At 71.0% G+C, this 24,219-nt stretch carries 23 protein-coding genes and 3 tRNA genes; 17 read left to right on the top strand and 9 right to left on the bottom strand.

Features of this window, described 5'->3' with window-relative positions; all coding sequences use genetic code 11:
• Nucleotides 1-28 precede the first annotated feature (28 nt).
• Both L8M95_RS02490 and L8M95_RS02485 read left to right on the top strand, forming a co-directional pair.
• Nucleotides 29-100, top strand: a tRNA-Gln gene (locus L8M95_RS02490).
• A gap of 54 nt (nucleotides 101-154) precedes the next feature.
• Nucleotides 155-227 (top strand) — tRNA-Glu (locus tag L8M95_RS02485).
• Between the two features lie 134 nt (nucleotides 228-361).
• On the opposite strand, the gene L8M95_RS02480 is transcribed toward L8M95_RS02485, so the two are convergent.
• The 3 genes from L8M95_RS02480 to L8M95_RS02470 form a co-directional block, all read right to left on the bottom strand.
• Complete coding sequence (locus tag L8M95_RS02480; RefSeq protein ID WP_260487762.1) at nucleotides 362-1,312, bottom strand: acyl-CoA thioesterase; 951 nt, start codon at nucleotides 1,310-1,312, stop codon at nucleotides 362-364.
• A 121-nt stretch (nucleotides 1,313-1,433) separates the two neighbouring features.
• On the bottom strand, nucleotides 1,434-3,044 hold the full coding sequence (locus tag L8M95_RS02475; RefSeq protein ID WP_260487761.1) for an MDR family MFS transporter: 1,611 nt from the start codon (nucleotides 3,042-3,044) through the stop codon (nucleotides 1,434-1,436).
• Nucleotides 3,041-3,739, bottom strand: a complete 699-nt coding sequence (locus L8M95_RS02470) for a TetR/AcrR family transcriptional regulator (RefSeq protein ID WP_260487760.1) — start codon at nucleotides 3,737-3,739, stop codon at nucleotides 3,041-3,043. The genes L8M95_RS02475 and L8M95_RS02470 overlap by 4 nt, the downstream gene beginning before the upstream one ends.
• A gap of 112 nt (nucleotides 3,740-3,851) precedes the next feature.
• On the opposite strand from L8M95_RS02470, the gene L8M95_RS02465 reads away from it, so the two are divergent.
• Nucleotides 3,852-3,924, top strand: a tRNA-Glu gene (locus L8M95_RS02465).
• 76 nt (nucleotides 3,925-4,000) lie between these two features.
• The gene (locus tag L8M95_RS02460; RefSeq protein WP_260487759.1) at nucleotides 4,001-4,855 is read left to right on the top strand and encodes an ABC transporter substrate-binding protein; all 855 of its coding nucleotides are present in this window, start codon (nucleotides 4,001-4,003) and stop codon (nucleotides 4,853-4,855) included.
• A gap of 48 nt (nucleotides 4,856-4,903) precedes the next feature.
• Here the strand turns inward: L8M95_RS02460 and L8M95_RS02455 are convergent, their stop codons facing one another.
• Entirely contained in the window at nucleotides 4,904-5,605 is a 702-nt protein-coding gene (locus L8M95_RS02455; protein ID WP_260487758.1) for an IclR family transcriptional regulator, read from the bottom strand.
• 68 nt (nucleotides 5,606-5,673) lie between these two features.
• On the opposite strand from L8M95_RS02455, the gene leuC reads away from it, so the two are divergent.
• The 3 genes from leuC (at nucleotide 5,674) to L8M95_RS02440 (ending at nucleotide 8,258) form a co-directional block, all read left to right on the top strand.
• Nucleotides 5,674-7,140: a 3-isopropylmalate dehydratase large subunit gene (gene leuC / locus L8M95_RS02450; protein ID WP_260487757.1), complete on the top strand. Its 1,467-nt coding sequence runs from the start codon at nucleotides 5,674-5,676 to the stop codon at nucleotides 7,138-7,140.
• A 6-nt stretch (nucleotides 7,141-7,146) separates the two neighbouring features.
• Nucleotides 7,147-7,743 carry a 3-isopropylmalate dehydratase small subunit gene (gene leuD, locus L8M95_RS02445; protein ID WP_260487756.1) on the top strand — a complete coding sequence of 199 codons (597 nt, stop codon included), beginning with the start codon at nucleotides 7,147-7,149 and terminating at the stop codon, nucleotides 7,741-7,743.
• Between the two features lie 134 nt (nucleotides 7,744-7,877).
• Nucleotides 7,878-8,258: an HU family DNA-binding protein gene (locus L8M95_RS02440; protein WP_260487755.1), complete on the top strand. Its 381-nt coding sequence runs from the start codon at nucleotides 7,878-7,880 to the stop codon at nucleotides 8,256-8,258.
• A 22-nt stretch (nucleotides 8,259-8,280) separates the two neighbouring features.
• Here L8M95_RS02440 and L8M95_RS02435 read toward each other — a convergent pair whose 3' ends face one another.
• From L8M95_RS02435 to cofC, 3 genes are read right to left on the bottom strand one after another with little or no spacing between them, the layout of a single operon-like run.
• Complete coding sequence (locus tag L8M95_RS02435) at nucleotides 8,281-9,186, bottom strand: bifunctional NUDIX hydrolase/histidine phosphatase family protein (RefSeq protein WP_260487754.1); 906 nt, start codon at nucleotides 9,184-9,186, stop codon at nucleotides 8,281-8,283.
• The gene (locus L8M95_RS02430; protein WP_396119731.1) at nucleotides 9,183-11,297 is read right to left on the bottom strand and encodes an RNA degradosome polyphosphate kinase; all 2,115 of its coding nucleotides are present in this window, start codon (nucleotides 11,295-11,297) and stop codon (nucleotides 9,183-9,185) included. The genes L8M95_RS02435 and L8M95_RS02430 overlap by 4 nt, the downstream gene beginning before the upstream one ends.
• Complete coding sequence (gene cofC, locus L8M95_RS02425) at nucleotides 11,276-11,995, bottom strand: 2-phospho-L-lactate guanylyltransferase (RefSeq protein ID WP_260487752.1); 720 nt, start codon at nucleotides 11,993-11,995, stop codon at nucleotides 11,276-11,278. Before cofC ends, L8M95_RS02430 begins: the two co-directional genes overlap by 22 nt.
• 109 nt (nucleotides 11,996-12,104) lie before the next feature.
• Between cofC and L8M95_RS02420 the strand changes: the two genes are divergently transcribed.
• Entirely contained in the window at nucleotides 12,105-13,103 is a 999-nt protein-coding gene (locus L8M95_RS02420) for an NAD(P)H-dependent glycerol-3-phosphate dehydrogenase (protein ID WP_260489134.1), read from the top strand.
• A gap of 10 nt (nucleotides 13,104-13,113) precedes the next feature.
• On the top strand, nucleotides 13,114-14,220 hold the full coding sequence (locus L8M95_RS02415; RefSeq protein WP_260487751.1) for a D-alanine--D-alanine ligase family protein: 1,107 nt from the start codon (nucleotides 13,114-13,116) through the stop codon (nucleotides 14,218-14,220).
• 46 nt (nucleotides 14,221-14,266) lie between these two features.
• Here the strand turns inward: L8M95_RS02415 and L8M95_RS02410 are convergent, their stop codons facing one another.
• Complete coding sequence (locus L8M95_RS02410) at nucleotides 14,267-14,887, bottom strand: DUF3515 domain-containing protein (RefSeq protein WP_260487750.1); 621 nt, start codon at nucleotides 14,885-14,887, stop codon at nucleotides 14,267-14,269.
• Between the two features lie 115 nt (nucleotides 14,888-15,002).
• On the opposite strand from L8M95_RS02410, the gene thiL reads away from it, so the two are divergent.
• From thiL to L8M95_RS02395, 3 genes are read left to right on the top strand one after another with little or no spacing between them, the layout of a single operon-like run.
• Nucleotides 15,003-16,034 carry a thiamine-phosphate kinase gene (thiL, locus tag L8M95_RS02405; protein WP_260487749.1) on the top strand — a complete coding sequence of 344 codons (1,032 nt, stop codon included), beginning with the start codon at nucleotides 15,003-15,005 and terminating at the stop codon, nucleotides 16,032-16,034.
• Nucleotides 16,035-16,043: 9 nt separating this feature from the next.
• Nucleotides 16,044-16,565 carry a gamma carbonic anhydrase family protein gene (locus tag L8M95_RS02400; RefSeq protein WP_260487748.1) on the top strand — a complete coding sequence of 174 codons (522 nt, stop codon included), beginning with the start codon at nucleotides 16,044-16,046 and terminating at the stop codon, nucleotides 16,563-16,565.
• Between the two features lie 3 nt (nucleotides 16,566-16,568).
• Nucleotides 16,569-17,273 (top strand): uracil-DNA glycosylase, encoded by a 705-nt coding sequence (locus L8M95_RS02395; RefSeq protein WP_396119304.1) that lies wholly within the window; start codon nucleotides 16,569-16,571, stop codon nucleotides 17,271-17,273.
• Nucleotides 17,274-17,296: 23 nt separating this feature from the next.
• Here L8M95_RS02395 and L8M95_RS02390 read toward each other — a convergent pair whose 3' ends face one another.
• On the bottom strand, nucleotides 17,297-18,091 hold the full coding sequence (locus L8M95_RS02390) for an enoyl-CoA hydratase/isomerase family protein (protein ID WP_260487747.1): 795 nt from the start codon (nucleotides 18,089-18,091) through the stop codon (nucleotides 17,297-17,299).
• 126 nt (nucleotides 18,092-18,217) lie between these two features.
• Between L8M95_RS02390 and L8M95_RS02385 the strand changes: the two genes are divergently transcribed.
• From L8M95_RS02385 to L8M95_RS02365, 5 genes are all read left to right on the top strand, one after another.
• Entirely contained in the window at nucleotides 18,218-19,921 is a 1,704-nt protein-coding gene (locus tag L8M95_RS02385; RefSeq protein WP_260487746.1) for a DAK2 domain-containing protein, read from the top strand.
• On the top strand, nucleotides 19,918-22,206 hold the full coding sequence (gene recG, locus L8M95_RS02380; RefSeq protein WP_260487745.1) for an ATP-dependent DNA helicase RecG: 2,289 nt from the start codon (nucleotides 19,918-19,920) through the stop codon (nucleotides 22,204-22,206). The genes L8M95_RS02385 and recG overlap by 4 nt, the downstream gene beginning before the upstream one ends.
• 20 nt (nucleotides 22,207-22,226) lie before the next feature.
• Nucleotides 22,227-22,814 (top strand): 16S rRNA (guanine(966)-N(2))-methyltransferase RsmD, encoded by a 588-nt coding sequence (rsmD, locus tag L8M95_RS02375; RefSeq protein ID WP_260487744.1) that lies wholly within the window; start codon nucleotides 22,227-22,229, stop codon nucleotides 22,812-22,814.
• Complete coding sequence (coaD, locus tag L8M95_RS02370; RefSeq protein WP_260487743.1) at nucleotides 22,811-23,284, top strand: pantetheine-phosphate adenylyltransferase; 474 nt, start codon at nucleotides 22,811-22,813, stop codon at nucleotides 23,282-23,284. Before rsmD ends, coaD begins: the two co-directional genes overlap by 4 nt.
• A 128-nt stretch (nucleotides 23,285-23,412) precedes the next feature.
• Complete coding sequence (locus L8M95_RS02365) at nucleotides 23,413-24,204, top strand: DivIVA domain-containing protein (RefSeq protein WP_260487742.1); 792 nt, start codon at nucleotides 23,413-23,415, stop codon at nucleotides 24,202-24,204.
• Nucleotides 24,205-24,219 lie beyond the last annotated feature (15 nt).

Below are 24,219 nucleotides of genomic sequence, written 5' to 3'. Positions count from 1 at the left end.
CCCGCGAGGGGCGGAGAAGTGAATGCAGTGGCCTATGGTGTAATTGGCAACACAGCGGTTTCTGGTACCGTCGTTCTAGGTTCGAGTCCTGGTAGGCCAGCTGAGCGCGTCACAGCGCTCGCTACAGCGGATCCCCTCGCGGATCCGTGTCCTAGCCCCCGTCGTCTAGCGGCCTAGGACGCCGCCCTCTCACGGCGGTAGCGTGGGTTCGAATCCCATCGGGGGTACAACAGGAAGGCGCCCGGAGCACATCGCTCCGGGCGCCTTTCTCGTCGGCGTGATGCAGGGACGCGGCTCGGGGTGATGCGGGGGCGCGGCGTCCCGCGCCCCGTGGTCGCTCGTCGTGGTCGCTCGTCGCTCCTCAGACCGGGGCCCGGACCGGCCCGGTGACACGACCCCGCCCGCGCAGGCGGATGAGGTGCCGGGCGTGGTCGTCCAGCGCGTGATCCTCGGCCGAGACCGGGGACCACCGGGGGACCGGGGTGGGACGTCCGTCCGACCCCAGCGCGGCGCACACGGTCAGGCAATGGGTGGTGAGCGTCCGCTCCGGCGAGGTGGTCTCCCCGGACCGGACGTGTACCGAGACGTGCATGGTCTCGTGGCCCGTGTGCAGCAGTCGCGCCTCCACCTCCACCACGTCACCGATCCGTACCGGGTGATAGAACCTCACGCCCCCGGCGTACACGGAGGTGCACCGGGTACCCGACCAGTGGGCGGCGCACAGGTTCGCGGCGTCGTCGATCCACGACATGATGCGCCCGCCGTGTACGTTGCCGCCCCAGTTGACGTCGCCTGGCGACGCGAGGAAGCGGAGGATCGAGCGGGGCGCGGTGCCCTGCGTGGAATACGTCTGCTCCGCCATCGCCAGTTCGATGTCCTTGCGCAGTCCGATGCGCATGACCGCTTCGTCGGACTCGTGGATCTCCAGTCGGGACGCGGGCGTCCAGGGGGGCACAGGGGTGGGCGCGCCGTCGCGGACGGCGATGAAGACCACCAGACACTCGGCGCAGTGTCGGTAGTCGAGCGTGGTGGGGTTGCACGCGCGGACGTCGCACTGGATGTGCATCGACGTGGAACCCGTGTGGACGAGGCGGGCCGAGACCTCGATGAGTTCGCCGGAGATGACCGGCCGGGCGAAGCGGATGTTCCCGACGTAGGCCGTGACGGAGTAGCCGCCGGACCATCCCGCCGCCAGGGCGTAGGCGGCCTTGTCGATCCATTCGAGGATGCGTCCGGTGTGCACCTGCGTGCCCGTGCCGACATCGGTGGGCGCGGCGAGGAACCGCAGGACGGTCTGACGAGGTGTGGTCACGCCCCGCACGCTAGTGAGGGCGCGTGACGGGGCGGTTGCGGCGCGTTCGGATTCGGTGTCGGACTCCTCACCCCTGCGCGGCACGGCGGTGAGCCGCGCCGTGCCGCGCAGGGGAGCGGGCTCAGTCCACGGTCTCCTTCAGGGTGTCCTCCCGAACGAACAGCAACAAGAGGGTGGCGAGCAGGATGAGCGGTACGACGACGTGGTAGATGGGCACCAGCGCGTCGTTGTAGGAGCCCACGATCGCGTCGTGCAGGGGGCCCGGCAACCCGGCAAGGATCTCCGGTGTCATGGAGTTCGAGGCACCCGATCCGTTCGAGAAGCTCTCGGCCAGTGCCGCGCCCTCCGGGCCCAACTCGGCCGCGGCCGCGGGGATCCGCTCACTCATGAGATCGGCGAGCCGGCTGACGAACAGCGACCCCACGATCGCGGAACCCATGGTGCCGCCGATCTGGCGGAAGAAGTTGTTCGAGGCGGTGGCGGTGCCGACCATGGAGATCGGGAAGGTGTTCTGGACGATCAGCACCAGCAGCTGCATGCACAGTCCGAGTCCGAAGCCGAAGACGAACTGCACCACGGCCAGGTGGACGAGCGAATCGCCGGCCTCCAGAGAGCCGATGAGCCACAGGCCCACCGCCATGATGAGGGTGCCGGCCACCGGGTACCACTTGTAGCGGCCGGTACGGCTGACGATGTTGCCCACGATGATGGAGGTGCCCATCATCCCGGCCATCATCGGGGTCATCATGAGGCCGGCGGCGGTGGGGCCGAGACCGTGGACCATCTGGATGTAGGTGGGCAGGTACGCCATGCAGCCGAACATCGCGACGCCGACCAGCAACCCGGCGGAGGTCGCCAGCGAGAAGTTCCTCTCGGAGAACAGCGTCATGGGGATCAACGGATGCGCGGAGCGCAGTTCGACCACGACGAACGCGATCGCGCACACCAGGAACAGCGCCCCCATGCCGAGGATCATCGGGTCCGTCCAGCCGTAACGGTTGCCTCCCCAGGAGGAGATGAGGATGAGGGCGGTGGTGCCGGTCGCCATGAGGATGGTGCCGGGCCAGTCCGTGCGGCGTCCGGCCCCGCGGTTGGGCAGGCGCAGCCAGACCACGGCCACGACGAGGGCGACCAGGCAGACCGGGAGGTTGAACCACAGTGCCCAGCGCCAGCCGGGGCCCTCGGTGAAGAACCCGCCGAGGAGCGGGCCGAGGACGGAGGACAGTCCGAAGACCGCGCCCATGATGCCCATGTACCGGCCGCGTTGCCGGGCGGGGACGACGTCGGCGACGATCGCCTGGGACAACACCATGAGACCGCCGCCGCCGAGTCCCTGGACGGCGCGCGCCACGATGAGCAGGTCGATGTTCCAGGCCATCGCGCCCAGCAGCGAGCCCGCGGAGAACAGGAGGATCGCCGTGACGAAGAGCGGTTTGCGCCCGATCTGGTCGCCGAGTTTGCCGTAGACCGGCAGGCCGATCGTCATGGTGAGCAGGTACACGGTGATGACCCAGCTCATCCGGTCCACGCCGCCGAGATCGGCGACGATCGTCGGCAGGGCGGTGGCGAAGATCATCTGCCCCAGGGAGACGATGAGCATCCCCAACAACAGTGAGGTGAACACCAGCGGCACGTTGTGGGTGACCTGGGCCGACGACGGAGCCGGACCCGGTGCCGGCGCGGGCGCGGGCCCGCGCGCCGCGGAGGTGGTGCGGACGTCGATTTCGCTCATGCGGGGCTCCCGGCGGGATGTGGGGTGGTGGGTGCGGGGGTGTGGGGTGCACTGACGAGCAGCGCGAGCTGCCGCAGCGCGGTCGCGCAGTCGTCGTCGAGGTCGTCGAAGGTGGCCGAGTCGCGGGTGAGCCAGGCGGACAGGCCCAGGTTCGCCGTCGCCGCGACCAGGGCGACACACGCCCGGGCCTCGGCCTCGACGGTGGCACCGACCAGGCGACGGAGCGACGGGTGCCGGTCGAGATGGGTGGTGACCAGGTCGGCCAGCCGCAGCTGGAAGCGCGACGAGGCGGTCATCCGCGCGGCCGCCAGTTCGGGCTCGGCGCGGAAGATGGCGCGCCTGCGCTGTGCCAGTGTCGCGGTCTGGTCCTTGTCCGCGGTGCGGGTCGCCGCGAAGGCGGCGAGATACAGGCGCAGCAACGCGTCGAGGACGTCCCGGTCCGGCCGGTCGAGGAAGTCCGCCCGACTGGACTCCGGGACGTCCTCGGGGGTCGTGCCGATCACGGCAGCCTCCTTGGACGGGACGTAGTTGAAGAACGTCCGCTTGGAGACCTCGGCGGCCGCGCAGATCTGGTCGACCGTCACCGCGTCGTACCCGTTCTCCAGAACCAGCGCGGTGGCCGCGTTCTCGATCGCGACCATGGTCGCTCTGCGCTTGCGGTCGCGCAGTGAGTGGGGGTCGGGGGGAGAATCCATGGCACGAGCGTAGCGACTAAGTGCACCGAGTGCATGTTTGCACCCGGTGAATGGGGGTGGTGGGGCGATTTGGTTCGCCGTCCACGTTCCGGATATAGTGGTCGAGCGCCAAGCCCCCGTCGTCTAGCGGCCTAGGACGCCGCCCTCTCACGGCGGTAGCGTGGGTTCGAATCCCATCGGGGGTACACGAGAGATGTCCCGGTTCGTCAACGTCGACGAGCCGGGACATCTCGCATTTGTCGCCGTGGCAGGATCTCCGTCGTGACCTCTCGCCGCGACCTCCTCCGCCTGGCCGTCGGTGGCGGGTTGTCGCTCGCCGGGCTCACCGCGTGCGGGGCCGGAGGGGTGTCGACGACGACGAGCCCGGCCACCACGTCGGGCGACCCGCTGGCCCCTCCGAGTCCGATCCGTACACCCACGCCGGACGCCCCGCCGCGCCGTCTCATCGCACTCTCCTCGGCCGACCTCGACGTCCTGCAGGCTCTCGACCGCGAGCCCACGGCCGCGTGGGCGGTCGACGGGACGGGCCCGCGGCCGTGGCGGATGCGGCCGGCGCCGCCGTCTCCGGAGTGGGACGGCCCCGGGCTGCCGAGTCTGCGGTCGCTGCTGCCGTTCGGGGTCGACGCGTTCGTCCTGGCCACGGCGGACGTCACCGAGTCCGAGCTCCGGGGGTACGAGCGCCTGGCCACGGTGATCGTCGACCCGCAGGGGCGACCCGGGTGGCGGGATCACCTCGACCTGGTGGCCGGTGCCGTGGACCGCGATCCCGCGCCCGCTGCCGCCTCGACCGGGCGGGCGCTCGAGGAGTGGGCCGGGGGTCAGCGTCGTATCGGGGTGGACACCCTCGTCGTCGTCATCGGGACAGGCGCCCGGCCCGACACCCCCGTCGCCACCCTCGCGGCGGAGTCCCCACTCGGCACCGAGATCCGCGCGCTGGGCTTCGACGTGGACTCCCGCCCCGAGCCCGTTCCCTACCGTGACCTCCGGCGGACGGGCGTGCAGGTGGTGCGGGTGGATCCGCGCGACGGCGACCTGGTGGCGGCCGTGCGCCAACCCAGCGTGACCAGCCTGCCGTGGGCGCTCGAGCGACTCACCCGCGGGCGGCGATCCGCCTAGTCGCCGTCGCCTGACGCGCCGGGTTCGCGCGCCGACGTTTCGTACCGGTCAGAGCCGTTTGTGTATCGCGTCGGCGGCGGCGAGCAGGTCGGTGGCCCACTTCACGCCGGGGCGCCGACCGATACGGTCGATGGGGCCGGATACGGAGATCGCGGCGATCACGGACCCGGAGGAATCCCGGATGGGGGCGGAGATCGATGCCACGCCCGCCTCGCGCTCGGCCACGGACTGTGCCCAGCCACGCCGCCTGACCTCCGCGAGTTGGCGCTCCGTATAGGTGGCGTCCGCGAGCAGCGTGCGCTGGGTGGCGGGGTCGGCCCACGCGGCCAGTACCTTGGCGCCCGAGCCCCGCGTCATCGGCAGGATCGCGCCGACGGGGACCGTGTCGCGCAGGCCGGTCGGTGGTTCCGCGGAGGCCACACAGATCCGGTGGTCGCCGTCCCGGCGGTACACCTGCACGCTCTCCTCCGTGACCTCCCGCAGTCGGGGCAGGACGGTCGAGGCGGCCTCGGCCAGCGAGTCGGACACGTGCGCTGCGAGCTTGGCCAGACCGGGCCCCAGGCTCCACACACCGGCGTCGTCCCGGGAGAGGAGCTGGTGGATCTCCAGCCCCACGGCCAGTCGGTGGGCGGTCGCCCGTGGCAGGCCCGTCCGCTCACACAGATCGGACAGGACGCATGGTTGTTCGGCCACGGCGTGGAGCACCGTCATCGCTTTGTCGAGGACTCCGATCCCGCTATACTGTCTCACAGTTCGACTATATCGTCCTACATGGTGAGAATCCATCGGATCTGATCAGGACGTGGAGTGGAGGCGTGATGAGTGAGACCGTGCCCGCAGGCGCGCGACCGCGGACCCTGGCCGAGAAGGTCTGGGACGACCACGTTGTGGTCAAGGGGGAGGGCGAGGGCGAGTCCCGGGGACCCGACCTCCTGTTCATCGACCTCCACCTCGTGCACGAGGTCACCAGCCCGCAGGCCTTCGACGGTCTCCGACTGGCCGGTCGTCGGCTCCGCCGCCCTGACCTGACCCTGGCGACCGAGGACCACAACGTCCCGACCGACATCGTCGGCGGCGCGGTCAACCTCATCGCCGACCAGACCTCACGCATCCAGATCGAGACACTACGTCGCAACTGTGAGGAGTTCGGTGTCCGGCTGTATCCGATGGGTGACCTCGAGCAGGGGATCGTCCACGTGGTGGGCCCCCAGCTCGGACTGACCCAACCGGGTATGACCGTGGTGTGCGGCGACTCGCACACCTCGACCCACGGGGCGTTCGGTTCCATCGCGATGGGCATCGGCACCTCCGAGGTCGAGCACGTCATGGCCACCCAGACGCTGGCGTTGCGTCCGTTCAAGACCATGGCCGTCACCGTCACCGGCGAGCTGCAGCCCGGTGTCACCGCCAAGGACCTCATCCTGGCCGTCATCGCCCAGATCGGCACCGGCGGCGGGCAGGGCTACATCATCGAGTACCGCGGCGAGGCCATCGAGAAGCTCTCGATGGAGGCGCGGATGACCATCTGCAACATGAGCATCGAGGCCGGCGCCCGGGCCGGCATGATCGCCCCGGACCAGACCACCTACGACTACCTCCACGGGCGGCCGCACGCCCCCACGGGCGACGAGTGGGACGAGGCCGTGCGGTACTGGAACGGCCTCCGGACCGACGACGATGCGGTGTTCGACACAGAGGTCATGATCGACGGCGACGCCCTCACCCCGTTCGTCACCTGGGGCACCAACCCCGGCCAGGGCGTGCCGCTGGGTGCCGCCGTCCCGCACCCCGAGTCGTTCACCGACGAGAGCGCACGGATCGCCGCCGAGAGCGCCCTGGAGTACATGGACCTGGAGGCCGGCACCCCGATGCGGGAAGTGCCCGTGGACGTGGTCTTCGTCGGCTCGTGCACCAACGGTCGCATCGAGGACCTGCGCGCGGTCGCCGAGGTCGTCGACGGTCACACGGTGGCCGACGGGGTGCGGATGCTGATCGTGCCGGGGTCCATGCGTGTGCGCGAGCAGGCCGAGGCGGAGGGCCTGGACAAGATCTTCACCGCGTTCGGTGCCGAGTGGCGGCAGCCGGGTTGCTCGATGTGCCTGGGCATGAACCCGGACTCGTTGCTGCCCGGGCAGCGGTGTGCGTCCACCTCCAACCGCAATTTCGAGGGCCGTCAGGGCAAGGGTGCCCGTACGCACCTGGTCAGCCCGTCGGTCGCCGCGGCCACCGCGGTACTGGGGCATTTCGCCTCGCCCGTCGACCTCGAGCCCGCGAAGGGGGCCTGACATCTCATGGAGCCCATCACCACCCACACCGGCATCGGCGCCCCGCTGCGTCGTTCCAACGTGGACACCGACCAGATCATCCCGGCCGAGTACCTCAAGCGGGTCACGCGTACCGGCTTCGAGGACGGCCTCTTCTCCTCCTGGCGGGCGGGCGAACCGGACTTCGTCCTCAACCGGGCGCCGTACGACCGCGCCTCCGTCCTGGTCGCCGGTCCCGATTTCGGCACCGGCTCCTCGCGCGAGCACGCCGTATGGGCACTGATGGACTTCGGGTTCCGCGTGGTCATCTCCTCCCGTTTCGCCGATATCTTCCGCGGTAACTCCGGCAAATCCGGCCTCGTGGCCGCCCAGGTGGAGCAGGAGAACGTCGAGCTCCTGTGGAAGGTCATGGACGAGCGACCGGGAATCGAACTCACCGTGGATCTGGTGTCACGCACGGTGACCGCCGGCGACGTCACCGTGCCGTTCCACATCGACGACAACACCCGGTGGCGACTCATGGAGGGGCTCGACGACATCGGCCTCACGCTGCGGGAAGCCGACCGGATCGAGGAGTTCGAGAGCGGACGACCGGCGTTCAAGCCGGTCACGATCCCCCGCTGATCGGCAAGTAAGAAGTCGTTTCGGACTAACGTCCGAAATACCCCCGGCTGGCAGTAGCGTGTGAGTATGCTTATGTTTAGTCCGGCGCGGACCGGTACCGCGCCTGCATCACTCACCCGAAGGGGGATCCCCACGTGAACAAAGCCGACCTGATCGCCGAACTGGCGGACCGGATGGGCGGAGATCACCAGCTCGCCACCGAGGCGCTGGAGAACACTCTCGACATCATCGTCCGGACGGTCGCGTCCGGGGAGTCCATCACCATCATGGGTTTCGGGATCTTCGAGAAGAAGTCGCGTGCGGCCCGGGTCGCCCGTAACCCCCACACGGGCGAGTCCATCCCGGTCCCGCCCACCTACTCCCCGGTGTTCCGACCGGGGCAGTACTTCAAGTCCGTCATCCAGGGCACGGAGTCGTTGCCCGAGGACAGGCTCGCCGCGAAGCGCTCCAGCTCCCATCAGTCCTTCGGGGGGCTGCGCAAGAACGGCGTGACCCACCGCGAGAAGGTCAGCTGACCGCCCGGCCCGCTACCTCTGATCAGAACAGCGGTAGCGGGCTGGGGTAGTAGTCGGCGTGGACCAGCCGCGCGTCGTCGAACCCCAGTGCCCACGCCCCGGCCTTTTTGGTCGAAGCCTCCCCGACGTCGAGGCCGGCAGGGCCCGCGAGGTCCCGGATCATCCCCGGGATGGCGGTGCCCTGCGAGGACACCACGGCGACGCCGTCGCCGCTGGCGATCGCGGCCAGGCGCGCCACGGCGGCGGTCGGGTCGTCGAGGTAGGCCTCGTCGCTCAGCGACGACTCGACGGCGATCCCCACCCCGAGCTCGTCCGCCAGCGGCGCGAGTGTCTGTTCGCACCGGACCCTGGGCGCGCTGTACAACCGGGTCACGCCGAACGCCCGGAGCATCGGCGCGAGCATCTCGGCCTGCGCGCGTCCGGTCTTGTCGAGCGGACGGAGGTCGTCGTTCCCGCTCCACTGACTCCTGCTGCCGGCCTTGGCGTGCCGGACGACGAGCAGGGTCTTCGCGGCGGGGCGGGCCGCGCAGAAGCGCGTGAGGATCTTGCGGTCCAACGGGTAGGAGACCAGATCCTTGGCCTCCTCCACCGGGAGCCACCGGATCTCGTCGACCTCCGAGTTCGGTACGAAGGTCCCCTCGCAGGCCCTCGCCGACCAGTACGTGACCTCCTTGCGGGTGTTCTCCTTGAGGGGGTAGCCGGTGGTGCCGATCCGGGACTGTAGGACCGCGGTGAATCCCGTCTCCTCGGCGATCTCCCGGACCGCGGTGACCGGCAACGACTCCCCGGCGTCGACCTTGCCCTTGGGCAGGGACCAGTCGTCGTAACGCGGCCGGTGGACCACCGCACACAGGGGGGCGTCGTCGACCGTGCGGTACAGGACCGCCCCCGCCGCGGGGACCACCCGGACCTTGGTCTTCCTGCTCATCGGTCCCGGAACCCCGCGTGCAAGGCCGCCGTCCGTTCCTGGTGGTCCACCGACTCCGCCCAGTCCTCCGTCGCGGGCATGCGGGTCCACGTCGCGTCGGGTCGGAGGTGGAAGCTTCGGGTCGTCGGATCGAGGGCCGAGTCGAAGATGCGGTGGATCTGCGCCTTGAGCCGGGGATCGGTGACCGTGACCATCACCTCGACGCGGCGGTCCAGGTTGCGGTGCATCATGTCCGCGCTGCCGATCAGGGCCTCGTCCGCGCCCCGGAAGTGGAGGATCCGGGAGTGCTCGAGGAACCGACCGAGGATGGAGCGCACGTGGATGTTCTCGCTCAGTCCGGGAACACCCGCCCGCAGGGAACAGATACCCCGGACCACGATGTCGACCGGCACCCCGGCCTGGGAGGCGCGGTACAGGGCGTCGATGACCTGCTCGTCGACCAATGCGTTCGCCTTGAGCCGGATACCGGCCTGTCGGCCCTCGGCGGCCAACTCGATCTCGCGGTCGATCCGCTCGATGATCCCCGAGCGGATGCCCTCCGGCGCCACGAGCAGCCGCCGGTACTTGCTCACGTTGGAGAACCCGGTGAGGTGGTTGAACAGGTCCGTCAGGTCGGACACGACGTCCTCGTCGGCGGTGAACAGACCCACGTCCTCGTACAACCGGGCCGTCTTGGGGTTGTAGTTGCCGGTGCCGATGTGGGCGTAGCGCTGGAGTCGGTCGCCTTCCTTGCGCACCACGAGGCAGGTCTTGCAGTGCGTCTTCAGACCCAGCAGGCCGTACACGACATGGACTCCGGCCTGCTCGAGCTCGCGGGCCCACCGGATGTTGTTCTGTTCGTCGAACCGGGCCTTGATCTCCACCAACGCGACGACCTGCTTGCCGGCCGCGGCTGCGTCCACGAGCGCGTTGACGATGGGGGAGTCACCGGAGGTGCGGTAGAGCGTCTGCTTGATCGCCAGGACGTCGTCGTCGGCGGCGGCCTGCTCGATGAACCGCTGGACGGTGGTGGCGAACGACTCGTAGGGGTGCTCGACGAGCACGTCGGCCTCCTGGAGGGAGGCGAAGATGTTGCGGGCCGTCTCCCGCTCACCGAACGCCGGGGGAGTGGCCGGCACCATCGGCGTGTCCTTGAGGTCGGGCAGGTCGAGACCGTGGATCTGCCACAACCCGGTGAGGTCCAGCAGGCCCGAGAACCGGATGACATCGGCCGAATCGACGTCGAGCTCACGCTGCAGGATTCGGAGCATCCGCGGGGTGGTGTCCTCCGCGATCTCCAGACGCACCGCCGATCCGAAGCGGCGGCGGGCGAGTTCACGCTCGAGAGCCTGCAGCAGGTCCTCGTCGCGGTCCTCCTCGACCTCCATGTCCGCGTTGCGGGTCACCCGGAAGACGTGGTGCTCGACGACCTCCATGCCCTGGAACAGATCCTGCAGGTGCGCGGCGATGATGTCCTCGGCCGCGACGAACACGTAGTCGTCCTGTCCGCCCCGGTCGACCCGGACGAACCGCGGGACGTTGTGGGGGATCTTCACCCGGGCGAAGTGTTCCTGACCCGAGTCGAGATCGCGAATGATGACCGCGAGGTTCAGGCTCAGGCCGGAGATGTACGGGAACGGGTGCGCCGGGTCGACCGCCAGCGGGGTGAGGACGGGGAAGATCGAGTTGCGGAACAATTCCGCCAATGAGAAGCGTTCGTCCGCGGTGAGCTCGCTCCACGGCAGGATCCGGATCCCGCGCTCCTCCAACGCCGGCCGGATCTCGTCCTCGAACAACCGGGTCTGTTCGTCGCACAGTTCCCGGGTCCGTCGGCTGATACGGCCGAGTTGCTCGGCGGGGGTCTGGCCGTCCGCGGACCGTACCGACAATCCCGTCTTGTCGCGGCGCTGGAGGCCGGCCACGCGGACCATGTAGAACTCGTCGAGGTTCGACGCGAAGATCGCCAGGAACTTCGCCCTCTCCAGCAGTGGGAGGTCCTTCTCCCCGGCGAGTGCGAGGACCCGGGCGTTGAAGTCGAGCCAGCTCAGTTCACGGTTCAGGTAACGGTCGCGGGGTCGGGGCAATCCCTGGAGGGCGCTGGGTTCGGCGGTCACGGGACCATTGTGTCCGATACCCCGGTCGCGTGGGCGAGGAGACGGACGGCGGGGTCCCGTAGCATCCCGGCGGTGGCGGTCCCGACCGTTCTCCCCGGCAACGCCGCGAGGTCGCCGGGGAGGTCGACATCCCGCGCGGCGGCGCCGAGATCACCCTCCACCGGGATCGGAACCGCCCCGCCCCCGACGCGGAACCGAGCCGCGGAGTCGATGCCGAACCGGCACACGCGCGTGCCGGGGGCGGTGGTCCAGAAGGCCATCGTGGTCCCGGCCCCGCGGTGGTCCGCCACCGTCGAGTGCGGGTGTCTGCCGGCCACGTCCAGGATCCGCGCGAGGTGGTCCGGGCGCAGTTCCGGGAGATCCGCGGCGACCACCCCGACCGGACCGGGGACGTCGGCGAGTGCGAGGTCCAGGGCGAGGTTGAGGGGGTCGACGTGCGGGCGGCGCGTGTCGGCGGGCTCCCGGACGAACTCCGCCCCCGACCGCACGGCGAGATCCTCCACGCGGGGGTCGGCCGAGACGACCCGGACCCGTGCGACACCGGGGGTGTCCCGACACGCCCTCAGCACGTCGTCGGCCATCGCCACGACGAGTGACCGCCTGCCGTCGGCGCTCAGGGCGGGGACCAGTCGGCTCTTGGCGCGGTCGAGCGACTTGACGGGGACGACGATCGTCCACCCGTCAACCGTCATCGGGCCGCGCCGTGCTGTGCTCATCGACCGCCATCCTGCCAGCCGCGCCTCGCGCGCGTCCGACGCCGGGTAGCGTTTGACCACGATCCGCCTCTGGGGCGGTCGGGTGGATGACGACGGTCGGGAGGCGATGATGGCGCGGATCGCGGTGATGGGTGCGGGATCCTGGGGGACCGCGGTCGGCAAGGTGCTCGCCGACGCCGGATCCGAGGTCGTGATGTGGGCCCGACGCGACGAGGTGGCGGCCGGGATCAACGAGGAGCACTGCAACTCCAAGTACCTCCCCGACATCGTCCTCCCGGCGACTGTCACCGCGTCGACCGACCCGGCCCGCGTCCTGAGGGGTGCGGAGGAGGTCGTGCTGGCGGTCCCGTCACAGAGTCTGCGTGGCAACCTCGAGAACTGGGTCGACCTGCTCGAGCCCGATGCCGGGGTCATCTCGCTGGCCAAGGGGATCGAGACCGGGACGCTACTGCGTATCAGCGAGGTCGTCGCCGAGGTCACTGGTATCGATGAGAGCAGGATCGCCGCCCTGTCCGGTCCCAACCTCGCGAGGGAGATCGCCGAGGGGCAGCCGGCGGCCACCGTGATCGCCTGCACGGATGACGAGCGCGCGGCCCGACTCCAGGACGCCTTCTCCACCCCCTACTTCCGTCCGTACACCAACACCGACGTCGTGGGCTGCGAGATCGGCGGCGCCACGAAGAACGTCATCGCCCTCGTCTGCGGCATCGCCACCGGGATGGGGCTGGGCGACAACACCATGGCCACCCTCGTCACCCGGGGACTGGCCGAGACCACCCGGCTCGGTGTGGCCCTGGGCGCCAACCAGATGACGTTCGCCGGCCTCGCGGGACTGGGTGACCTCGTGGCCACCTGCACCTCCCCCCTGTCGCGTAACCGGACCTTCGGCGAGCGTCTGGGGAGGGGAGAGACCCTCGAGCAGGCCCAGGAGGCCACCAACGGCCAGGTGGCGGAGGGGGTCAAATCCTGCACGTCGATCCGCGAACTCTCCCGGCGGGTCGGGGTGGAGATGCCGCTGACCGAGGCGATCCACGAGATCTGTCACGAAGGGGGCGACGCCGTCGAGGTGGCGGTGCGCCTCATGAGGCGGAGCACGAAGCCCGAGTAGCCTCGGCCCGGTGAACCGCATCACCGTTGCCGTCCTCTACGGCGGTCGTAGCTCCGAGCACTCCGTGAGCTGCGTCTCCGCCGGCGCCGTCATGAGTCACCTCGACCGCTCCGCCTACGAGGTGATTCCCGTCGGGATCACCGAGACCGGGGCGTGGACGCTCGGCCCGGAAGACGTGTCCGACCTGCGCATCGTCGACCGGAGAATGCCGCAGGTCGACCCGCACCGCCCGCAGGTCGCCCTCGGGGTGTCGGTCGACGACCGCGGCGTACTGCGCTTCGTGGATGGTGACCGCGCCGGCGAGGAGATCGCCCGGGTGGACGTCGTGTTCCCCGTCATGCACGGCACCCACGCCGAGGACGGGACCATCCAGGGGTTGCTCGAGCTCTCGGGGATCCCGTACGTCGGTCCCGGCGTGTTCGCCAGCGCGGCCGGGATGGACAAGGAGTTCACCAAGGTCGTACTCGGCGCGGCGGGCCTGCCGATCGGCCGGCAGGTCGTCCTGCGGCCGGGCACGGAGACGCTCTCGGCCGCGGACCGCGACCACCTCGGTCTCCCGCTGTTCGTCAAGCCGGCCCGCGGTGGCTCGTCCATCGGCATCACCAAGGTCTCCCGTGCGGAGGAACTCGACGCGGCCATCGCGGCCGCGCGACGCTTCGACCCGAAGGTGATCGTCGAGGCCGCCATCGTCGGCCGTGAGGTCGAGTGCGGGGTCCTCGAGTACCCCGACGGCCGGGTCGAGGCGAGTCTGCCCGCCGAACTGCACATCCCCGGCGAACCGACCGGTGCCGCCGGGGAGTCGGACGGCGACGCCTTCTACGACTTCGACACCAAGTACCTCGACGACGTCACCACCTTCGACCTGCCCGCCGACCTGTCGGACGAGGAGACCGGACGACTGCGCGCGATGGCGGTGGAGGCGTTCCACGCCCTGGACGCCCGGGGGCTGAGCCGGGTCGACTTCTTCGTCACCGCCGACGGGCCGGTGATCAACGAGGTGAACACCATGCCCGGGTTCACCCAGATCTCCATGTACCCCCAGATGTGGGCGGCGACGGGGGTGGACTACCCGGGTCTGCTCGACACCCTGCTGCGGACCGCGCTCGGCCGGGGCTGACCGGGCCGGGATCGATGCGGCCGGGTGTCGGCCCCCGTCGACCGGGTCAGCCGACCGGTGCCGGGTCCGGCTCCACGGCCTCGAACGTCTCGACCAACGCGGCCGACAGGTCCTGGATCGGGCCGGTGCCACTGCCTTCCGGCAGCGTGACGGCGACGAACTGCGGGCGGTCGACGGCCACCCAGGTCGACGCGGTGACCGCGGGGTCCGGATCCGGCTCGTTGAACCACTGGACGCCGTTGACCTCCTGGAGACCCACGCCCACCGTGAACGTCGGTGGAGCCGGCAACCCGCAGCGGACGATCACCGGTTCGGCGTCGGGCATCCGGTACGCGGCGGTGCCCTCCGGCGCGGGTTCGACGAGTGCGACCCGGCCGGCGTCACCGAGGGCCTCCGGGAGTGCCTCGACCAGGGCGGCGCACTCCTCGGACCCGGCGCCGGGGGAGGGGATGGGTACCGCGGCCACCGGCTCGCTCGCCGCCGCCTCCGAGGCCTCGTCGCCCACCGAGCGGACCATGACCAACACCACCGCCAGCATGATCAACGGGATGACGACCGCCAGGACCACCACGATCCTCGAGACCGGAACCGTCCGCGCAGCAGGATCCCCGGTCTCCCGCGGGCCCGCGTCGTACCGGTTCCCGGGATCCGCATCCGTCGAAGCCACGTCGCGTCGTCCTTCCTCCCACAGGCGGCCGTCGTCGGAGGCGGCCGCTAGCCTGACGGCAACGCTACAGACCCACACCGGTACCCCCGGTGACGAGACAGCACGGGAGGACGAGGTGGCCGCCGTGATCGACCGTGCGCTGACCGTCGCCGAGGCGGGCGAGGCCGCGGTCCTCGCCGTCCTGAGCGACGCGGGCGGGGTCGCGGTGAGCCACCGGGGCACGGACCGGCCGGGGGTGGACCGGCCGGGGGTGGAGGACCCGGTCGGCAACGGCGACGACGCCGCGGTCCTGGGGCCCGCCGCCGCCACCGTGGTCACCACCGACATGCTCGTCGAGGGCACCCACTTCCGCCTCGACCTCACCGGCTGGGGCGACCTGGGCAGGAGAGCGGTGGCCCAGAACGTCTCCGACGTCCTGGCGATGGGCGCCGAGTGCTCACGTGTCCTGGTGGCCCTCGCCGTGCCGGCCGGGACGACCATGGGGCAGATCGAGGACCTCGCCGCCGGCGTCCACGGAGAAGCCGCGCGGTCCGGTGCCGTCGTGGTGGGCGGGGATCTCACCAGGGCGGACCTCGTCGTCGTCGGAGTCACGGCGATCGGCACCCTGCCGGACGGCGCCCGCCCCCTACGGATCGACGGCGCGCAGCCGGGTGACACGGTCGCCCTCACCGGCGCGCCCGGGCGCTCCGCCGCCGGACTCGCGCTCCTCCTCGCCGGCCAGCCCGACGGCCCGCTCCAACAGTCTCACCGGGTGCCCGTCACGCCGATCGGCTCCGGCACCGCCGCCCGGCTGGCCGGCGCGCGGTCCCTCACCGATGTCAGTGACGGCCTGCTCCGCGACCTGTCGGGGCTCGCCCGGGCCTCGGGGGTCGAGGCCGAGCTCGTCACCGACGATCTGCCCGTCGACCCGATCCTCGTCGAGGCGGCCGTCATGCTCGGTGCAGCGGACCCCCGGGGGCAGGTCCTGGACTGGATCCTCGACGGCGGGGAGGACCACGGGCTGCTGGCCACCTTCCCGCCCGGGGCGACGGTCCCCCCCGAGTTCACGGTGATCGGGACCATCCGTCACGGTGATCCCGGCCGGGTCACCCTCGACGGCGAGCCCCGCACCCCGGGAGGCTGGGACTCCGCAAGGGGCGCGAACTAGGCTGGCGGCATGGCCGTCTATGCGCTCGGAGACCTCGAACCAGACATCGCCCCCGATGCGTGGGTGCACCCCGATGCGGTGGTCATCGGCCGGGTGACGCTCGCCGCCGGCGTCTCGGTGTGGCCCACCGCGGTCCTGCGCGGTGACTACGGGCGCATCGAGATCGGCGCCATGACCAATATCCAGGACGGCACGATCGTCCACTGCACGGCCACCGAGCCGACGATCATCGGCGAGCACTGCGTGGTGGGGCACAACACGCACATCGAGGGGGCGACCATCGGCGACGGGGCCCTCATCTCGTCGGGCTCGATCGTGCTCAACGGATCGGTGATCGGGGCCGGGGCGGTCGTGGCCGCCGGATGCCTGGTGCCGCCGCGGTTCGAGCTCCCCGCCCGCCGGATGGCCATGGGGATGCCGGCGAGGATCCGCGAGGGCCACGAGGTGGACCCCGCGATGCTCGAGGGCAACACGCAGATGTACCACGAGAACGCCATGCGCTACCGCGCCGAACTACGCCGGCTCGACTGAGCAATGAACGACCGAGACATCGCGCCCACCCCGTTGGCCGATCTCCTCGACCCCGGCTGGGCCCGCGCGCTCGCCCCCGTCGAGGACCGGATCCACCGGATGGGCGATTTCCTCCGCGCCGAGAAGGCCGCCGGGCGGGGATACCTGCCCGCGGCGGAGCGGGTCCTGCGGGCGTTCACCCAGCCGTTCGACGACGTGCGCGTGCTCCTCGTGGGGCAGGACCCGTACCCGACGCCGGGCCATGCGGTCGGACTGAGCTTCGCCGTCGACGGCGACGTGCGTCCGCTCCCACGCAGCCTGGTCAACATCTACCGCGAGTACACCGACGACCTGGGCCTGGAGGCCCCCGGACACGGTGACCTGGGGGCCTGGGCCCGCGACGGGGTCCTGCTGCTCAACAGGGTGCTCACCGTCGCCCCCGGGGAGCCCGCCTCCCACCGTCGGAAGGGGTGGGAGGCGGTGACCGCCACGGCGATCGAGGCACTGGTCGGGCGGGACCGACCGATGGTGGCGATCCTGTGGGGCCGCGACGCCCAGTCCTTGACGCCCATGCTGGGGGACACCCCCGTGATCGCGTCAGCGCATCCGTCGCCACTGTCCGCGTCGCGGGGGTTCTTCGGGTCGCGACCGTTCAGCCGTGCGAACGAGGAGTTGCGACGGCTCGGCGCCGAACCGGTGGACTGGCGTCTCCCCTCCAGCCCTCTATAGATGTAGCGAGCAGTGCCGGGAGGTCAGCCCCGTCCGAACTCGGGGGAGCGCTTGGCGACGAAGGCGTCCACCCCCTCCACGCCGTCCCGGGAGACGGCCAGGCGGGCGATCGAATCGCGTTCGGCGTCGAGTTGGTCCGACAGCGTGGCGCTCTCCGAGGCACGCAGCAGCGCCTTCGTGGCGGCGTAGGACTCGCGCGGCCCGGCGGCGAGTCGCACCGCGAGGTCGCGGGCGGCGTCGCGGACATCGCCCTCGACGAACATCGTGAGCAGACCCAGCTGGTACGCGCGCTCGCCGTCCATCGGCTCGTTCCCGAGGATGAACGACCGCGCCACGGCCTGACCGGCCGCGCGCGGCAGACGCCACGACATGCCACCGTCCGGGGAGAGCCCGATTCCCGGATAAGCCGCCAACAGGCGGGTGGCCGGCCCGCAGACCGAGAAGTCCGCGGACATGGCCAGCGAGGCGCCCGCGCCGGCCGCCCACCCGGCGACCGCGGCGACCACCGGGACGGTGACCTCATCGAGCATGCGGACGACCGCGTGCAGCCTGTCCGCGAGCTCTCGCACATGCTCCGAACGATTCTCGGCGGCCGCGAAACCCGGGACGTTGCCGCCGTTGCAGAAGTTCTTCCCCAGGCCCACCAGCAGCACCGCTCCGGCGTCGATCTCGCCGGCCAGGAGCGCGCGGAGGGCGATGCCCGCCTGGTCGACCGCATCCGAGTCGAGCGAGTTCCCCTTGCCCTCCAACGAGACGGGGACCGTGAGGACCCCGTCGGCGAGGGTGACGAGCGGGGTGTCGGTGAGTGCTGTGGTCATGTGGTGCTCCCGTGTCGTGTCGGCCGTCTCGGCTAGTCGGACAGCTGTCGAGTGGTGAGGGTACTAGGCTTGGCCGCGCCGACCGGGAACATGACCGCAGGGGTGGGCGCGCGGTGAGGAGGGGTGATGACGCAGGAGTCGACACATGTCGAGGACCGACCCTCGACCCTCGACGCGCACGGTCTGCTCACCTGGGCGCGGCGGTGCGTCGAGCAGCTCGCCGCGCGCCGCGAGGAGATCAACGCCCTCAACGTCTTCCCGGTGCCCGACTCCGACACCGGGACGAACCTGCTGTACACCATGCGCGCGGCAGTGGATCGCGCCGAGGGCGAGGACGCGTGGATCGCCGAGGGCGGAGGCACCGCGGGCGCTCGTGAGATCGCCGTGGCCCTGGGTCACGGCGCCGTCCACGGGGCGCGTGGTAACTCCGGCGTGATCCTGTCCCAGGTGCTGCGGGCGGTCGGTGAAGCGGCCACCTTCACCGTTGTCGACGCGTCCACCTACCGGCGCGCGCTGCGGACCGCGGTGACCCTCGTGGACCATGCGCTGAGCGACCCGGTCGAGGGGACCATCGTCACCGTTCTCCGGGAGGCCGCCGCAGGCGCAGGCCGCTCGTCATCCTCCTCGTTGATCGAGGTCGCCCGGGCGGCCGCGGACGCCGGCGCGGACGCTCTCGACCGGACCACCTCCCAACTGCCGGCGCTGACCCGGGCCGGCGTCGTCGACGCCGGGGGTCGCGGCCTGCTGGTGCTGCTGGACGCGATGGTCGAGGTGCTCGTGGGGGAGACTCCCGATCGCCCGGACTACTACATCCCGCCGGACCCCGCCGCGTCGGCTGCACCGTCCGGGCCCGGTTCGACCGACCAGGATGAGGCCGACGGCACCCGCTACGAGGTGATGTACTCACTGACCCACTCCGATGACGCGCGCGCGGACGAACTGCGGACCGCGCTTCGCATGGTGGGGGACAGCGTGGGCGTGGTCGGCGACGGCGGGTCCGGCGCCAACGCGAGGTGGGCCGTGCACGTCCACTCGGACGACATCGGCGCCGCGATCGAGGCGGCGCTGCCGCTGGGGCGGGTCACGGAGATCCGGGTGACGGACATGCTCGACCCCGTGGGGACCCGGCCCGCCCGGGGCCCCGCCCACGACACCGCGGATCCGCGCCCCGGCGACCCCGGGCTGCGCAGGGTCGTCGCGATCGTGCCGGGGGGACCGCTGGCCGAGTTGTTCTCCGAGGCCGGGGCCGACACCGTCGACCCGGGTGACCGGGGAGAGGGGGTGATCGACGAGGTACTCGCCGTCGACGCCGACGAACTCCTCGTGCTGCCGAACGGCGAACTGTCCCGCGACCAGATCGGCGCCCTCGACGCCGCACTGCGCGACGTCGACGGGCACGCGCTGATCCTGCCGACCAATTCCGTCGTCCAGGGACTGGCGGCGCTGGCCGTGCACGACCCCACGACCACCCTGTCACTGGACGGGTTCTCCATGGCCGACGCCGCGTCCGGTACCCGTCACGCCCACCTGGTCCGGGCGCAGCAGGACGCGTTGACCCTGGTCGGGCGCTGCGCGGCCGGCGACCTACTCGGCGTGGTGGGGCACGACGTCGCACTGATCGAGCAGGACGCCGTCGACGCGGTGTGCGCACTCGTCGACCGGATGCTCTCCTCCGGGGGCGAGCTCGTGACCGTTCTGCTCGGGGACGACTACGACGCCGCGGCCACGGAATCGGCGCTGGCCCGGATCCGGTCCCGGCACCCCGATATCGAGGTGGTCGGGTACGAGGCCGGCCCCGGACGGGCCGTGGCCCACGTCGGGGTCGAATGACGTCCCTCGCCACCACGGACACCCCGCTCGCCGAGGTCCTCGACCCCGGGTTGGCGGAGCGGATCACCACGGCTCTGGGGCACCGCACGGTCGGGGATCTGCTGCACACCCTGCCGCGGCGCTACCGGCAGCACGGGCAGCGCTACGACAAGCGGGAACTGGTCGACGGCGAGCGGGTCACGGTGATCGGCAAGGTCACCACCGCGCAGACCCGGACGTACCAGACCAAGCAGCGGCAGACCCGCGAGATGCTCACCCTCACGGTGGAGGACGGCGACACCACGTTCCGGGTGGTGTTCTTCGCCGGGCGCAAGATCAAGTTCATGCTCCCCGTGGGGACACTGGCGATGTTCGACGGCACGGTGTCGCGCTTCCGGCGGTCGCTGGACCTCAAACATCCCGAGTTCCTCGTCCTGCGGGCGACGACCGGTCCGGGTGGCCAGCTCAAGGGATCCGGCGACCTCGCCGCGCTGGCGCGCCTGGCCGCGGAGATCGACGCGGAGGGAGGACCCAGTCTGTTTGACCGGCCGCTCCTGCCGGTGTACGCCGCCAGGGAGGGCGTCACCTCCTGGGACCTGCTCGGCGCGGTGGTCACCGCCCTGCGGGCGTTGGTGCCGGTGGTCGACCCACTCGACGACACGGTCCGGTCGGTGGCGGGCCTGATGGACCTCGACGACGCCCTGCGCAAGGCCCACCTGCCCGACACCGCGGAGGAGAAGGACCAGGCCGGGTACCGCCTCCGCTTCGACGAGGCCCTCGCCCTGCAGCTGCTGCTCGGTGCCCGGCGTCGGTTCGTGGCGCGGGACCCGGCCCCGGCCAGCCCGGTACGCGGGGACGGGCTCCGCGCGGCCATGGAGTCCCGGATGCCGTTCGAGCTCACCGACGGGCAGGCGTCGGTGCTGGACGAGATCTCGACGGACCTGGCCCGGGACGAGCCCATGAACCGGCTGCTGCAGGGCGAGGTCGGGTCCGGCAAGACGGTGGTCGCGCTGTTGGCGATGCTCCAGGTGGTCGACGCCGGGCGGCAGTGCGTGATGCTGGCGCCCACCGAGGTGCTCGCGGTCCAACACCACCGCTCCCTGACCGCGATGCTCGGCGATCTCGGTGAGCACGGACGATTGGGCGCAGCTGAGCAGGCGACCCGGGTGGTGCTGCTCACCGGGTCCATGTCCACGGCCCAGAGGCGCGCGGCCCTGTTGGACATCGTCACCGGGGAGGCCGGGATCGTCGTGGGGACGCACGCGCTGATCCAGGACTCGGTGGACTTCTTCGACCTCGGCCTGGTGGTGGTCGACGAGCAGCACCGCTTCGGCGTCCGACAACGCGACCGCCTCCGTGCCAAGGGGCGGGCGGGTCTGGTGCCGCACCTGTTGGTGATGACCGCGACGCCGATCCCGCGGACCATCGCCATGACAGTCTTCGGTGACCTCGAGGTGTCCGAACTGCAGGAGCTGCCCGGGGGGCGCCGTCCCATCTCCACCTCCGTCGTCCCGGCGAGGGAGAAGCCGCGGTGGCTCCAGCGGACCTGGGAGCGCGTCCGTGAGGAGGTGGAGGCCGGGCACCGTGCGTACGTGGTGTGCGCGCGGATCGACGGCGACGACGCGGAGAAGGACGGTGGCGGTGATAAGAACGGCGGTGACAAGGGCGGCGACGACACCAACGGCGACCGACCCCCGCTGGCCGCCGCCGTGGACCTGCACGAGCACCTCTCCACCGGACCCCTGGCCGGGCTGAGGATCGGACTCATGCACGGCCGACTCCCACCCGAGGAGAAGGACGCCACCATGGCGGCGTTCGCGGCCGGCGCCCTCGACGTCCTCGTCTCCACGACGGTGATCGAGGTGGGCGTGGACGTGCCCCAGGCCACCGTCATGGTGGTCATGGACGCCGAACGGTTCGGGGTGAGCCAGCTGCACCAGCTCCGCGGTCGCGTCGGGCGGGGCGGGCTGCCCGGCCTGTGCCTGCTGGTGACGAATTCCCGCACCGGCGGCCGGTCGATAGAGCGGCTCAACGCTGTGGCGGCCACCTCTGACGGCTTCGTGCTGGCGCAGTTGGACCTGGTGCAGCGTCGCGAGGGCGACGTGCTCGGGGACGCCCAGTCCGGTGCACTGTCGGCGCTGCGATTGTTGTCGGTGGTGGACGATGGTGAGGTGATCGAGATCGCCCGCCGCCACGCCGAGGAGATCCTGGGGACCGACCCGGGGTTGCACGACCATCCCGCGCTCGCCGAGCGGGTCCGCCGCCTGGCCGGCTCGGAGGAATCCGACTACCTGTTCAGATACTGACCCACGACCACAGGGGAGATATGACCCGCATCATCTCCGGCCGCCTGCGCGGGCTGTCGCTCACCGTGCCGCCGGCCGGGACCAGGCCCACCACGGACCGGGTCCGGGAGGCGCTGTTCAGCGCCATCGGCAGCCGGGTGGACCTGGACGGCGCCGCCGTTCTCGACCTGTTCGCAGGCTCCGGCGCACTGGGGCTCGAAGCGGTCTCCAGGGGTGCCGACGTGGCGTGGTTCGTCGAGGAGAACGCCCGGGCGGTGGCGTGCCTGAAGAAGAACACCGCGGGGGCCTCGTCGTCATCGCCCTCCCTCCGCGCGACGGTGCGACGGGCGGCGCTACCCGCCGCGGTCAGGGGGTCGTGCCCGGTCGACGGCGGATTCGACCTCGTCCTGGCCGATCCCCCGTACGAGCGGTCCGCGGAACTGGACGAACCGGTGCTGGCCGCCCTGTCGGCCGGTGGCTGGCTGGCGGACGACGCGCTCATCGTGTGGGAGCGGTCGAAACGGGACCCCGCCGTGCGGTGGCCGGGCGGGTACGAGGTGGTCTTCGAGCGCACCTACGGCGAGACCGCCGTGGAGATGGCCCGCCCGGTTGATACGGTCGCCCCATGACGACCGTCGTGTGCCCAGGCTCCTTCGACCCGGTGACCCTCGGGCACCTCGACATCATCCGGCGCGCCGCAGACCTGTTCGACGACGTGATCGTGTGCGTGGTCGCCAACCCCAACAAGCAGGGCACCTTCACGATCGACGAGCGCAAGGCGATGATCGACGAGGTCTGCGCCGACATGCCCGGGGTGCGGGTGGACAGCTTCTACGGACTGCTCGTGGACTACTGCCGCGATCAGGGCGCCACCGCCGTGATCAAGGGTCTGCGCGACTCCACCGACTACGACTACGAGTTGCCGATGGCCCACATGAACCGGTCGATCGCGGAGGTCGACACCGTCTTCCTCCCGACCCGAGCGGACCTGGCGTTCGTCTCGTCCTCCCTGTGTCGCGAGGTCACCCGGCTCGGCGGCGATGTCTCGCACCTGTTGCCGGCCCCGGTCGCGCGGGCACTGAGGGAGCGACTGGCCTGAGCGCGCGCCAGGGGGCACGCGGCCGTACGGCCCGGACCTTCCGGACACACCGCCCGCGTACCGGACCGCCGCAGTGTGTTGCGGGCACACTGGTGGGGCAAGTGTGACGATCCGGTGAAGGGACGAGCGTGTACCGAGTGTTCCAGGCCCTCGATGAGCTGAACGCGATGATCGAGGACGCCCGCAGTCTGCCCATGACCGCGAACTGCGTGGTGCCCCGGCACGAGTCCCTGCTGTTGCTCGATGACATCCGCGACTCGTTCCCGGGCGAACTCGATGACGCGCAGGACGTGCTCGACCAGCGCGACCGGGTGCTCGCGGAGGCCGACGCCACGGCCCGCGAGACGGTCACCGCCGCCGACGCCGAGGCGGACCGGACCCTGCGAGAGGCCCGCGAGGACGCGGACGCCATGCTCGCCGACGCCAAGGCCCGCGCCGACCGCATGGTCGCCGAGGCCACCGCGCACGCCGACGAACTGGTGGGTGACGCCCGCGCCGAGTCCGCGGAGTTGCTCGACCGCTCCCGGCGCGACGCGGAGTCCACCACGAGTCGTGCCCGTGCCGAGGCCGACAGGCTGGTCGAGCAGGCCAACGTTCTCTACGACCGCACGATCACCGAGGCGCGGCAGGAGCAGCAGCGCATGCTGTCCGAGTCCGAGGTCGTCCGGATCGCCGACGAGGAGGCGGCGCGCGTGCGCGACGCCGCGCACGCCGAGAGCGAACGACGGCGCGAGGAGTGCGACGCCTACATCGACGAGAAGATGGCCCGGTTCGAGGAGTTCCTCGGCACCACGATCCGCACGGTCAGCCGGGGCCGCGAGGAACTGCACGGGGTCACCCCGACCGGACGGCGCGAGTCCGCCGGGCGGCGGGGGGTCCGCGAGGACGACCGCCCGGGTGACGGTTACGGGGACTACTGACGGCGGCGGGTAGTC

Source organism: Dietzia sp. B32, from assembly GCF_024732245.1.
In the GTDB taxonomy this organism is placed as follows: domain Bacteria; phylum Actinomycetota; class Actinomycetes; order Mycobacteriales; family Mycobacteriaceae; genus Dietzia.
This window is presented reverse-complemented; position numbering and strand designations above follow the sequence as displayed.

Excerpts from the sequence above, each read along its gene's own strand:
- L8M95_RS02385 (WP_260487746.1), top strand. The coding sequence starts at position 18,218 with ATGACGCAGGAGTCGACACATGTCGAGGACCGACCCTCGACCCTCGAC.
- coaD (WP_260487743.1), top strand. The coding sequence starts at position 22,811 with ATGACGACCGTCGTGTGCCCAGGCTCCTTCGACCCGGTGACCCTCGGG.
- L8M95_RS02470 (WP_260487760.1), bottom strand. The coding sequence starts at position 3,739 with ATGGATTCTCCCCCCGACCCCCACTCACTGCGCGACCGCAAGCGCAGA.
- L8M95_RS02420 (WP_260489134.1), top strand. The coding sequence starts at position 12,105 with ATGGCGCGGATCGCGGTGATGGGTGCGGGATCCTGGGGGACCGCGGTC.
- rsmD (WP_260487744.1), top strand. The coding sequence starts at position 22,227 with ATGACCCGCATCATCTCCGGCCGCCTGCGCGGGCTGTCGCTCACCGTG.
- L8M95_RS02390 (WP_260487747.1), bottom strand. The coding sequence starts at position 18,091 with ATGACCACAGCACTCACCGACACCCCGCTCGTCACCCTCGCCGACGGG.
- L8M95_RS02475 (WP_260487761.1), bottom strand. The coding sequence starts at position 3,044 with ATGAGCGAAATCGACGTCCGCACCACCTCCGCGGCGCGCGGGCCCGCG.
- leuC (WP_260487757.1), top strand. The coding sequence starts at position 5,674 with ATGAGTGAGACCGTGCCCGCAGGCGCGCGACCGCGGACCCTGGCCGAG.
- recG (WP_260487745.1), top strand. The coding sequence starts at position 19,918 with ATGACGTCCCTCGCCACCACGGACACCCCGCTCGCCGAGGTCCTCGAC.
- L8M95_RS02395 (WP_396119304.1), top strand. The coding sequence starts at position 16,569 with ATGAACGACCGAGACATCGCGCCCACCCCGTTGGCCGATCTCCTCGAC.
- leuD (WP_260487756.1), top strand. The coding sequence starts at position 7,147 with ATGGAGCCCATCACCACCCACACCGGCATCGGCGCCCCGCTGCGTCGT.
- cofC (WP_260487752.1), bottom strand. The coding sequence starts at position 11,995 with ATGAGCACAGCACGGCGCGGCCCGATGACGGTTGACGGGTGGACGATC.
- L8M95_RS02400 (WP_260487748.1), top strand. The coding sequence starts at position 16,044 with ATGGCCGTCTATGCGCTCGGAGACCTCGAACCAGACATCGCCCCCGAT.
- L8M95_RS02435 (WP_260487754.1), bottom strand. The coding sequence starts at position 9,186 with ATGAGCAGGAAGACCAAGGTCCGGGTGGTCCCCGCGGCGGGGGCGGTC.